Below are 10,993 nucleotides of genomic sequence, written 5' to 3'. Positions count from 1 at the left end.
GAGCAGGGAGCAGGGGGAAAAGGGGGAATTATTGAACAAGTCTCTCCGTCTCCACACTCTTCCTTGTCTCCTTTGTCTCTTCTTCATGCCCAATGCCCAATGCCCAATGCCCAATTCCCAATCTTAAAACTTTTGTATTGATAACAACCAAGGTCGCCGGATTGTCAAGTATTTTGTTTAAATTAAGAATACATACTCGGTCTGTACAGTGGAAGCCTGTGTTAGATTGAGCATACTGACTATATATTTTCCCTCTGACGCAGCTGTCATTATGGTGATTACAAAAAGTAGGCTTGTTTTGGGTGCTACGGCGGTGACACTCTCCACGATCGCAGTTACTAGCCTTGGCATTCACTCGCGAGGTCAGGCTTTATTTAAAGCAAGTCCCAAAGAAATAGTAGATGAAGTTTGGCAAATTGTTCAGCGCCAATATGTAGATGGTACTTTCAATCAGGTAGATTGGCAGGCTGTTCGTAAGGAGTACTTAAGCAAGTCCTACAGTAATCCCCAAGAGGCGTATAAGTCTATTCGGGAAATGCTGAAAAAACTGGAAGACCCATACACCCGGTTTATGGATCCAAGAGAATTCAAAAATATGCAAGTGGACACTTCTGGAGAATTGATCGGGATTGGGATCACTATCAGTCAAGATGAAAAAACTAAGCAACTGGTTGTAATTGCGCCAATCGAAGACACACCAGCATTTAAAGCTGGCGTTTTGGCAAAAGATGTCATCCTCAAAATCGACAACAAAAGCACCAAGGGGATGGATACGAATCAAGCAGTATCCCTAATCCGGGGTGAAGCCGGAACGCAAGTTAGCCTAACGATTCAGCGCGACGGTCAGATAAAACAATTAGACATCAAACGGGCGCGGATTGAAATTCATCCAGTTAAATATTCCCAAAAGCAAACTCCAGCAGGTAATCTTGGCTACATTCGCCTGAACCAGTTCAGCGCTAATGCTGGAAAAGAAATGCAAACAGCTATCAAGGATTTAGAAAGTAAAAAGGTAGCTGGATACATCCTTGATCTACGTGGTAATCCAGGCGGCTTACTCTTCTCCAGTATAGATATTGCCCGGATGTGGCTGAATAAAGGCACAATTGTTTCTACCATTGACCGCCAAGGTGAGCGAGAGCGAGAAGTAGCAAACGGACGCGCTCTAACAAATAAACCGCTAGTAATATTAGTGGATAAAGGTTCAGCCAGTGCTAGCGAAATTCTTTCAGGAGCTTTGCAGGACAATAAACGTGCAACTCTAGTGGGAACTCAAACCTTTGGTAAGGGATTAGTGCAATCGGTACGCCCCCTAGAAGATGGCTCAGGATTAGCGGTGACAATTGCTAAATATCATACGCCTAATGATAGAGATATTAATAAGCATGGTATTGATCCAGATGTGAAAGTTGATTTGACAGATGCCCAGCGACAGGATTTGTGGCTCAACGAACGTGAAAAACTCGCAACCCTAAAAGACCCTCAATTTGCTAAAGCAGTGGAAGTGATTGGTAAAAAAATTACTGCGAGGGCCACTACTACAGCAGAAAAATGAAGGTTTAAGAATAAAGTGAAGAGTGAATAATGAGGAGTTAGGAATAAAAACATCATTGCTAACTCCTAACTTAAACTGGCTGGCACTTTCCAGCCCTAATAAGTCCAACACGCCGAGCGATCGCTTCTCCTTGCGAACTAAAAGGCCCCCACTGTTCTATAGTTTCTTTAATCTCTAAATTATCGTCGCCAATTTTGTCGCTGGGGACGATTTCGCAATTACCAGCAGAATGTTTGACAATATACCAAGTTTGTGGTTCATTCATCTTTGAAACAAAAAATCTGTTTTTTACAGTAAAGATTTTCGCACATCTGCGATCGCACCGATTTCCATAAAACTAATTTACAAGCGATAAATGCGATTGTAAGCGATCGTGGTGGGAAGAATAAATTTGTTATTGTTATTTGATCTTGGCTGACCACTAATAGATTTTAATCAAAAGATAAAGTTTATTTAAACAAGTACATGAATTAATGTATATAGCACTTTTGAAATTAAGTGAATTGATATGCGTTTACCTATCATTATCAGTGCCGGATTATTGCTATCTTTCGGTCTTAACCTACCAGTAATGTCCCAATCTCCCATAGAGATAGCACAATCGCCAACAAAAAATAATAACTTGGATTTAAGGCGATTAAAATTTAATCGCTATTTGTGGAATCAGCAAAATATTTCCAACTATCGCTATACATTTAGTAATGGATGCTTTTGTATACCAGACGCTAGGGGGCCAGTAGTCATTGAAGTCCGTAATGGTCAAACAACTTCCATCACTTCTGTAGCTACAGGTCAAGCAGTTAATCCAGAATTCTTTCAAAACTACAAAACAATTCCTAAGCTGTTTGATGTGATTCAAGATGCTATCAACCGTCAAGCCTACAGCCTGAATGTGAGTTACAGCCCTAAACTCGGCTATCCAACCAAAATTGAGATAGATTACAACAGTCAGATAGCTGATGAAGAAATATATCTCACAATTGAGAATTTTCAGGAAATTAAATAGTCGCAGTTGCAACCATAAAATTAGAGATTAAGGCGATCCAGTGCGTAGCTTTCCACCGCAGGCATCGCCCTAATTTATCGTGTGAATCAAATTTTCTAAAAAAAAGATTGGCATACATATTTATCATTAAAAATTTTTTTTGTATCACTGAATACTTGATATTGAAACGAAGAACTTGGACACTGTTTTTGTAATCAAAAGCACAAAAACGTGAAAAAAATCAAGATTTTCAAGTTTCTACTGCCATTCGTGACGGTGGTTTTATTCATAATTGGGTTAGCACAGATTGTACCAGCCCAGTCATCAGTAAGTGTTCACCTAACTCTTGGCAACCCTAGCAACGCTGGAACTTCTAGCCAAAATAACTACTTGTTGGTAAAACCACAATATGTAATTGGTTACAACTGCTCAATAGGTAGACCAAATTGGGTATCTTGGCAGTTAAATAGTAGTTGGTTAGGTAGCACACCAAGGCAAGATACTTTTCGGGCTGATACAACACTTCCTTCTGGGTGTTATCAAGTTCAATCTACCGATTTTAGCGGAAGTGGGTTTGATCGCGGTCACATGACACCTAGCGCTGACAGGACTAGTAGTGTTACTAATAATTCTGCCACCTTTTTGATGAGCAATATGATTGCTCAAGCCCCAGATAACAATCAGGGAATTTGGGCAAACTTAGAGGATTATGCCAGAACTTTAGTCGGACAGGGTAAAGAACTCTACATCATATCTGGTGGATATGGGATGGGTGGTACTGGTTCTAACGGAACGTTCTATACAATAGCTAATGGACGGGTTCAAGTCCCCAACAGAACTTGGAAAATTCTTGTTGTATTGAATACTCCTGGTTCAGGTCTTGCTGGTGTGACAACCAGCACGAGAGTTATTGCTGTCAATATTCCCAACGCCCAAGGCGTGCGAACAGCAAATTGGAGAAACTATCGGGTTAGTGTTGACTCATTAGAATCCCTAACTGGATACAATTTTCTCTCACAAGTTTCAACATCTATTCAGTCTGTCATAGAAGCGCAAGTAGATAATTTATAAGTTTGGATGATTTCATAAATGAGAAAGCCTAGCCATCTGTGCAGCTAGGCTTTTATTTAAAGAAATTTCCAACCTTTTTACTAGGTTTCAACCAGTTTTGTTACTACTCCAGCTAAGTCACCGTCTTTAGTTTGTCCGATGATATAAGCGTCAATATTTATTTGTCCGACACGATAAACCTTGATGTCACTAAGATTATCTTTAAGTGTCTGGATAAGTGTTTGAAATCTTTTCACATCTTGTTTCTGTGAGTCATTGTGCCACTCTTGCTCAAATGCACAATTACGAAAGAGATAGTCCAACTCTACTACTTCGACTGGCAGGTTTTGAGAACCTGTTAGCTGTAATATCTTCTCCGGTGTTGCAGGTGCAGCACCTTCCCATTGAACAACCTCAAAAGGGTAATCTGACTCGCTCATCATTAACAAGCCAGTACTAGCTTCCTTGAGTTTTTCGACAATTTCGCCGCTCATAGTCATCAGTTTCTAGCAACGCTCATACTGTATCATTCAGCCAGTAGCAACGAGGGAAACCTAAAGAGAGATATGTAGGAGAAAGCAACGCCGCAGCGATGCCTGCGGCGGGTTACGCCTACGCTAATCAGAAAATTTTAGGGTCTTGAAGTTCCTGTTTCTGGCTGGATCAGAATAGGCGCTCCACCTTTTTCAGAACCAATAATTACAATTTTAGAATTATTTGATTGAGCTAGCTTTTCTGTAGCTTCAATGGCTCGTAATTGTAGCACTTGGTTGGTAAGTCCAACGGAGATAATTTTTTGAGAATCAGCTATACCTTGAGCTTCAATACGCTTTCGTTCTGCCTCTTGACGCTCTTTCTCTAAAACAAATTTCATTTGCTGGTTTTCTTGCTCTGTCTTGAGTTTGTTTTGAATTGCAACTTGTAGAATATCAGGCATTTTGACGTTGCGTAAAAGAGCTTCCTCAACGATGAAACCCAAAGTAGGTATCTCTTGGGTGAGTTGTTGGTCAATTTTTTGGGCGATTTCTTGACGTTTAGTAGAGTAAATAGCACTGGCTGGGTAGTTTGACGTAATAGCACGAACAGTAGAGCGGAATCTGGAAATTACCAGTTGTGTTTCATCAGTTCCAATGGTTTTATATACTGTAGCTGCTTTCTGGGGATCGAGCTTGTACTGAAGACTGACATCAAGATTTAGACTCAAACCTTCTTGGGTTGTTACATCTATGTTTTCCTTCAGATCCTTAATGCGAGTGGAAAAATTCAACACTTTGTTAAAGGGGTTCAATAAGTGGACACCAGGGTTAAGAGGGCTTTCGGAAACCTCACCAAATAAGTTGACTACACCAATATTGCCTGGTGGGACAATCACCACAAGTCTAGAAATAGAATTTAGTATTGCAATACTGCTAATCAATATCGTAATTGTGCGTATTGCTAAACGCGACTTTTCGCCAGAGATCCTAGCTGTATTGAGATAAACGAGGATTCCAATCAGGCTAGTTAGAAGAGAGATTATAAAACCCATGAGTTTTTCTGTGTAGTTAAGACGGATAGACTTAATCACATAATTCCCAGATGCTTTTATAAAACTTTCCCTCAACAGCAGCAAGCTATAATTTTGCTTTGCCCGGTTTATTGTGGGCGGAACTCTTTTGCCCATTACTCTTCATGGCATCCCAGATTGTTAGGATAACGTTCAAAGCGTATTAAATATTCATAAGATTTACGCACGGGTAACGGAAAACGTAGACACGTTCGCGTAGCGTCTCGTAGAGAAGTGGCTTGCCGCAGGCTACCACAAAGGGCGCAGAGGTCACGGAGGAATGAGAGTTTTAGAGCGTTTTTGCGTAAGTCCTAATTCAATACGGTTCAGTTAAGGCTAAAACTCTGTTACCAAAGTCGTTTTTTAACGAACCGCCAAGGCGCAGAGAACGCAGAGAGAAGAAAGAGATGCTTAACTGAACTGTATTGAGTCCTAATTCACTAAAAAATAGCCCTGCACTCAAAGATGCAGGGCTATGATTTTCAATTAATCTAAAATCCAAAATTACTTGCCGTTGCCGTTACCACTATTGCTATTGCTGTGAATGACACGTTCGGCAAGTTTTTCCGGTACTTCCTGGAGATGGTCATATTCCCAGTGGAAGGAACCAACGCCGAGAGTGAGCGATCGCAGTTCTACAATAAAGTTTTGCATCTCTGCTTGTGGCAAGTATGCCGAAACATTATCCCAGCCTTGCCAATCGTTTCTGCCTTCATAGCCTAAAATTTGCCCCCGTCTACCGCTCAACAGTTGCAGCACCTTGGAGGTAAATTCGCTCGGTGTGGTGACATCCACGCGCAGAATTGGCTCTAACAGGGTAGGTTCTGCTTGGGGTATCCCCGTTTGCATTGCTAATCGCGCAGCTTGCTTAAAGGCTTGTTCGGAACTGTCAACGTTGTGATACGAACCATTAGTTAGAGTTACCGCTAAATCCACTATTGGGAAGCCCAAAGGCCCATGTGTGAGAAATTCCCGCACGCCCATTTCCACCCCAGGAATGTACTGTTTGGGAACCACGCCGCCGACAATAGTTTCATTAAAGTTGAAACCTGTACCGCGTGGTAAAGGCTTGATATCGAGAAAAACATCACCAAACTGTCCATGACCACCGCTTTGATGCTTGTAGCGTCCATGAACTGAAGCCACTGTTTTGCGAATGGTTTCTTTGTAAGGCACTTGCGGTAAATGGGTTGTCATCGGCAAGTTATATTTGCGGCGCAGTCTGTCTAAGGTAACTTGTAAATGAATCTCACCTTGACCCCACAGGATTACTTCGTGAGTATCGCCGTGTTGTTCCCAAGCAAGTGAACAGTCTTCTTCTAATAACTTGGTAATAGCGCTGCTGAGTTTCACTTCATCGTTGCGCTTTTCTGGTGTAATGGCGAGGGCATACACAGGTTCCAACTGTGCGGCTTTCGGTAATTCTATTGCAGATTGCTGTTCTATAGAGATTGTATGGCCTGTCTTGATTCCTTCTAAACGGCTCAATGCAACAATCTCACCAGCATTAGCTTGGTTAACAAACTGCTGTTGTTGTCCCATAAGGCGGTAAATTCCACCAGTACGAATGCCATTGAGGACAATGCCATCAGTTAATTTACCCCGCCAAACACGCACGAGAGAGAGTTTGCCACCTTGAGGAGTGTAGTAAGTTTTTAATACCTGCGCTAGAGGTGTATCACCTTTTAAGTTTTTTAAACGGCGTTCTGCTGTAGTTTCTGGTTCAGGTGCTTCCCGTAACAAGGCTTCTAATAAAGGTCTAACACCATAATCTTGTTCTGCCACACCAAAGAAAACCGGGACTACTAAATCTGCCCCTAATTCCATTTTTAAATCTTTAAGGATTTCCTCTTGGGGTGGTTCGATGTCTTCTAAAAGTTCTTCGAGTAAATGATCATCAAAATTTGCTAGGGCTTCGAGCATTTCTGCCCTTGCTTCATGTTCTTCTTCTTTTAAACTTTCGGGGAAGGGAATGGGGTCAGCAGGTGCGCCTGGGTGATATTTATATGCCTGTTCACTCACCATATCGATAAAGCCGGTGAGTTGTTCCCCGTTCATGATGGGATATTGATGTGCTACCAGGGGACGGCTAGATACTGCTTTGAGGGCGTGTAACGTTTCTAAAACGTGAATATTTGCCCGATCCATTTTGTTGACGAAGACGAGGTGGGGAATTTCCCAATCGTCCAGGAATTTAAATAGAGGGGCGAGGGTGAGGACGCGATCGCGGATGGGTTCGCAAACTACAATTGCCGCATCCACTCCGATTAAAGCGTTGTACGTTTCTTGGGCAAATTCTACGCTTCCCGGACAGTCAATAAAAGTGAAGCAAATGCCGTTATACTCAGTGCTAGCGGCGCTGACTTCTACACTCATGTGGCGATCGCGCGACTCGGCAGCACTATCTCCCACTGTATTGCTGTCCTTAACGCTGCCTTTGCGAGAAATTGCCCCTGTGACAAATAACAAGCTTTCTAGTAAAGTGGTTTTTCCACTTAAATAAGGCCCGACAATTGCAACATTCCGCGAACCCGATTTTACTTTTTCGTTCATAAAATCCTCCTTGCGGTAAGTCTTTTATAACCGCATGATTCCGTATATATCAAGGGTTGAAGAAGAATCCAGCTATTCTGAATGGGCTAAACCCTAGCTATCCGCTAACAGGATTCATAAATCTTGACAGTAGCTCGTCCGTGAGCATCTTAAACCGATTTATTAATCCGCCAGTTGTACAGAATTCAGAATGAATTCTGGCTCCTGACTCCTGAATTCTATAATTGATAAAAAAATTGTTCTCTGGAGTCAAAACTACCCTTCTTTAATTTGTTATTATCCTTCTTTTAATCGAAAGTTAAAAAAATTGTAGCCTGTTGTAAGATTTAGCTTAATAAAAGTTAATCTTAGTAAAGATTAATAGCGAATCTAAAATTTTTGTAAATAACTTTTTATGAAGTAAATTTAACTGAAAGTGTTGCGAATCAGAAAATCAATGAGATTATCATTTTCTAAATATCCCATAGCAGGGTTAGTCAGTTTGACTTTGTTGGTTGTTAGCATTTCCTCCCCTTCTCTTTCTCTCTCTGGGTCTGTCCCTTCAAAGCTGGCACAATCTAATGGAAAAACAGCTATAGACTGGCTAAACCAAGGTTTGCAGGCAATTCAGGCGGGCAAAGTACAAGATGCGATCGCAGCCTTTAAACAAGCAGCCAAGTTAGATCCAAGATTAGCACCAGCGTACTATAATTTAGGGCTAGCATACCGACAAACAGGACAATTACAACCCTCTGCGGACGCATTTTATCGAGCGACGCAAGCCGATCCTAAGTTTGCTCCAGCTTTTGCTAATTTAGGTGGTGCGCTATTAGAAGGCAATAATTTACAGTTAGCTAACGATTATTTGCAACGAGCGTTAGAACTTGATCCAAAATTAGGATTTGCCCACTATAATTTTGGGTTAGTAAAAGAGCAGCAAGGAGATTGTGAAAAAGCGATCGCATCTTTTAAAAAAGCCATAGAATATAGCAAAAATGCACCAGAACCTCCTTACCATATAGGGATGTGTTATCTCCAACAAGGCAAGCTCGATCAAGCAAGGGATGCCTTTAATCAGGCAGTAAAAATTAATCCAAAATATCCAGAAGCTTACTACAATCTCGGTTCAATTTGGTTTCAGCAAAACAAGTTACAAGAAGCATTAGATTCTTTTAGAAAATCAGCTGAAGCTAACTCTAACTATCCCAATGCTTATTATGGTGCAGGGTTAGTTTTTTTGCAGTTAAAGCAATATGGAGATGCAGTACAAGTATTCCAATTTGCTAGAGATTTATATAATGCTCAGAAGAATCCTCAGTGGGCGAAAAATGCCGAGCAATTGTTGCAACAGGCACAAAATTTAAATTACCAACCTCGCTGAGGCGCAAAAGCTTAATATTGCATAACATAAAACTATTGGGCTGACTCGCTGGTGTTGTCTGAACTTGTCCCGATTGGAAAAATGTACATGCAAAAGCGCCAGAAAAGTCGATTTTTATTTAGCGATCGCTGGCTTGATCGGCACTCAATTGTTCGCAACATGGAAGCCTTTCAAGACTTAATTGTGATTGTCTTGTGTTTGGGTTTGTTCGCCGTCATGCTGATCCAATTGTGGGGGATAGCTATCGCCCTCACGCAGCCACTAGACTATAAACACGTGACTGCAAAAATACTATTTGTGTTAATTTTAGTCGAGTTATTTCGACTATTAATGGTCTACTTGCAAGAACATAGTATCTCTGTGGGAGTAGCAGTTGAGGTAACAATTGTATCCCTACTACGAGAAATAGTAGTTCATGGAGCGCTGGAAATTTCTTGGGTTAATACGCTTGCAATTTGTGGTTTGTTATTTGTTCTGGGTGGACTACTTGTAGTCTGTGCTAAAACTCCACACATGGATTGTATGAGCGCTAACACTAAGCTTTGTCCGGTTGTGTATAGAGGAGGTAGGGAACGGCAAAATGATTTGGAATTCCAGTATTCACGTCAATGTGATGAAAATAAACCCCTTGGCTAAATTCTAATGAAAATAGGGAGTGGGGAGATGAGGTAGAATTTTCTCCCTTGTCTGTCCTATTCCCTGATTTATCTGTTGACTAATAAAATATCCTCTTAGATGTGTAGAGCCAGAAAACTCCAACTTGCGGCCTACGACTTGCTTATTTCTTAGTTTCAAATCTAATTCTTTAGCAATATAGCAATCCTATTTGATTGGTGAGAATTGGAATCCGCAGATCCCCGACTTATCTTATTTTTTACGCATCAGTAATGGAAAAACGAGATGGGATAAGGCTGAGGTAATTGGAAAGCGATGTTTACAACGGGCTACGCCTACGCACTGAATACTATCATCTACACTCGCAAGGTACTTCCGACGTATTGAAATATACTCTTTTCGGAAGATGAATCGCTTTTTAAGGGTGAGTATAAAGTTAATTAGAAATTCTAAAAGAGGATCAAGCAATGGCTACAAATACAGGTAACGGACAGTCTCAAACAGCGATTAGCGACTTGGAGTATGATTTTGTCACAGTTTTGCACAACAAAGCTGAAGCCGTTAAAGCTTACGATACCTACATCAAAGATGCAGAGCAAGTAGGTTCTCAGCCTTGTGTAGAGTTGTTCCAAAAATTGCGCCAATCTGATATTGAACACGCACAAGAGATCCGCCAACATCTACAACAAGTGCTGCAACAGGGTAAGATGTAACCCAGGTTTTAACTGCGTAGGTGTAGCCCGTCGTAGACATCGCTTCTACTTTAGTGAACCTAAATGGACTTACGCAAAATTATATGCGGTAGGGGCAATTCATAAATTGCCCCTAACAGAAAATACAGTTTGGACTATTTTTTGCGTAAACCCTGCTAAATAAAACGTAAAAACTTTATTAACCGATATCTTGCACACTTTGCTTAAGAAACATATAGCACAGTGTTTCCAGAGATAAAGCGCAATACTCAGACAATCGCCCACTATCAGCCAGACTGATTATGGGCTACTTGCTGTACTTGTGCCACCGTTAAATCGAGAGCCACCGCTACTTGTTCCACACTCAACCCCAATGCCAATAACCGGGGAATAGCTTCTAACTTAGCTTCCTGGCGACCTTCTTGGCGACCTTCTTGGCGACCTTCTTCTAAGCCATCTTGCTTGATAGATTGATACATCCTTGTTTTTTTGAATTCGTCGTCTATACCCAACATTTCTGCTAACTCCTCTCGGCTTAACCGGGTAAATTTGTATAACAGCTCCCGGTTCGCCCATTTTTTAATGAGTTAGGAAAAGTAGATAGTCAAAAGTATACCGAAGGACATATTCCCAAAAA

11 protein-coding genes and 1 pseudogene are annotated in these 10,993 nt (G+C 41.2%); 6 read left to right on the top strand and 6 right to left on the bottom strand.

Going from position 1 to position 10,993, the window contains the following annotated elements; translation table 11 throughout:
* The first annotated feature begins 271 nt into the window (after positions 1-271).
* Complete coding sequence (ctpC, locus tag GNF10_RS31235; RefSeq protein WP_185580366.1) at positions 272-1,555, top strand: carboxyl-terminal processing protease CtpC; 1,284 nt, start codon at positions 272-274, stop codon at positions 1,553-1,555.
* Positions 1,556-1,625: 70 nt separating this feature from the next.
* Here ctpC and GNF10_RS31230 read toward each other — a convergent pair whose 3' ends face one another.
* Positions 1,626-1,820, bottom strand: coding sequence for a transposase (locus GNF10_RS31230; protein WP_185580365.1), 195 nt, complete (start codon positions 1,818-1,820; stop codon positions 1,626-1,628).
* 243 nt (positions 1,821-2,063) lie between these two features.
* Between GNF10_RS31230 and GNF10_RS31225 the strand changes: the two genes are divergently transcribed.
* A complete protein-coding gene (locus GNF10_RS31225) occupies positions 2,064-2,561 on the top strand; it encodes a DUF6174 domain-containing protein (protein WP_185580364.1) in 498 nt (165 codons plus the stop codon).
* 210 nt (positions 2,562-2,771) lie between these two features.
* A complete protein-coding gene (locus GNF10_RS31220) occupies positions 2,772-3,611 on the top strand; it encodes a DNA/RNA non-specific endonuclease (protein WP_185580363.1) in 840 nt (279 codons plus the stop codon).
* A gap of 80 nt (positions 3,612-3,691) precedes the next feature.
* On the opposite strand, the gene GNF10_RS31215 is transcribed toward GNF10_RS31220, so the two are convergent.
* The 4 genes from GNF10_RS31215 to GNF10_RS31200 all read right to left on the bottom strand — a co-directional run bounded on the left by GNF10_RS31215 (position 3,692) and on the right by GNF10_RS31200 (position 7,689).
* Positions 3,692-4,084, bottom strand: coding sequence for a nuclease A inhibitor family protein (locus tag GNF10_RS31215; protein ID WP_185580362.1), 393 nt, complete (start codon positions 4,082-4,084; stop codon positions 3,692-3,694).
* A gap of 137 nt (positions 4,085-4,221) precedes the next feature.
* Positions 4,222-5,118, bottom strand: a complete 897-nt coding sequence (locus GNF10_RS31210; protein ID WP_185580370.1) for a prohibitin family protein — start codon at positions 5,116-5,118, stop codon at positions 4,222-4,224.
* A 334-nt stretch (positions 5,119-5,452) separates the two neighbouring features.
* Entirely contained in the window at positions 5,453-5,638 is a 186-nt protein-coding gene (locus tag GNF10_RS31205; protein WP_185592082.1) for a hypothetical protein, read from the bottom strand.
* Positions 5,639-5,640: 2 nt separating this feature from the next.
* Positions 5,641-7,689: an elongation factor G gene (locus GNF10_RS31200; RefSeq protein ID WP_185580361.1), complete on the bottom strand. Its 2,049-nt coding sequence runs from the start codon at positions 7,687-7,689 to the stop codon at positions 5,641-5,643.
* Positions 7,690-8,125: 436 nt separating this feature from the next.
* On the opposite strand from GNF10_RS31200, the gene GNF10_RS31195 reads away from it, so the two are divergent.
* From GNF10_RS31195 to GNF10_RS31185, 3 genes are all read left to right on the top strand, one after another.
* Entirely contained in the window at positions 8,126-9,049 is a 924-nt protein-coding gene (locus tag GNF10_RS31195; RefSeq protein WP_185580505.1) for a lipopolysaccharide assembly protein LapB, read from the top strand.
* An 81-nt stretch (positions 9,050-9,130) separates the two neighbouring features.
* Positions 9,131-9,685 carry a phosphate-starvation-inducible PsiE family protein gene (locus tag GNF10_RS31190; RefSeq protein ID WP_185580504.1) on the top strand — a complete coding sequence of 185 codons (555 nt, stop codon included), beginning with the start codon at positions 9,131-9,133 and terminating at the stop codon, positions 9,683-9,685.
* A 446-nt stretch (positions 9,686-10,131) separates the two neighbouring features.
* Positions 10,132-10,377, top strand: a complete 246-nt coding sequence (locus GNF10_RS31185) for a hypothetical protein (RefSeq protein WP_185580503.1) — start codon at positions 10,132-10,134, stop codon at positions 10,375-10,377.
* 266 nt (positions 10,378-10,643) lie between these two features.
* Here the strand turns inward: GNF10_RS31185 and GNF10_RS31180 are convergent.
* A pseudogene (locus GNF10_RS31180) lies at positions 10,644-10,916 on the bottom strand (Rpn family recombination-promoting nuclease/putative transposase); the annotation flags it as partial.
* Between the last annotated feature and the right edge of the window lie 77 nt (positions 10,917-10,993).

Origin of the sequence: Nostoc sp. UCD121 (genome assembly GCF_014222285.1) — a bacterium.
Lineage (GTDB): Bacteria > Cyanobacteriota > Cyanobacteriia > Cyanobacteriales > Nostocaceae > Nostoc.
The sequence above is the reverse complement of the archived record's forward strand: the minus strand, read 5'-3'. Positions and strand labels throughout refer to the sequence as shown.

Excerpts from the sequence above, each read along its gene's own strand:
- ctpC (WP_185580366.1), top strand. The coding sequence starts at position 272 with ATGGTGATTACAAAAAGTAGGCTTGTTTTGGGTGCTACGGCGGTGACA.
- GNF10_RS31230 (WP_185580365.1), bottom strand. The coding sequence starts at position 1,820 with ATGAATGAACCACAAACTTGGTATATTGTCAAACATTCTGCTGGTAAT.
- GNF10_RS31225 (WP_185580364.1), top strand. The coding sequence starts at position 2,064 with ATGCGTTTACCTATCATTATCAGTGCCGGATTATTGCTATCTTTCGGT.
- GNF10_RS31215 (WP_185580362.1), bottom strand. The coding sequence starts at position 4,084 with ATGAGCGGCGAAATTGTCGAAAAACTCAAGGAAGCTAGTACTGGCTTG.
- GNF10_RS31210 (WP_185580370.1), bottom strand. The coding sequence starts at position 5,118 with ATGGGTTTTATAATCTCTCTTCTAACTAGCCTGATTGGAATCCTCGTT.
- GNF10_RS31200 (WP_185580361.1), bottom strand. The coding sequence starts at position 7,689 with ATGAACGAAAAAGTAAAATCGGGTTCGCGGAATGTTGCAATTGTCGGG.
- GNF10_RS31195 (WP_185580505.1), top strand. The coding sequence starts at position 8,126 with ATGAGATTATCATTTTCTAAATATCCCATAGCAGGGTTAGTCAGTTTG.
- GNF10_RS31190 (WP_185580504.1), top strand. The coding sequence starts at position 9,131 with ATGTACATGCAAAAGCGCCAGAAAAGTCGATTTTTATTTAGCGATCGC.
- GNF10_RS31185 (WP_185580503.1), top strand. The coding sequence starts at position 10,132 with ATGGCTACAAATACAGGTAACGGACAGTCTCAAACAGCGATTAGCGAC.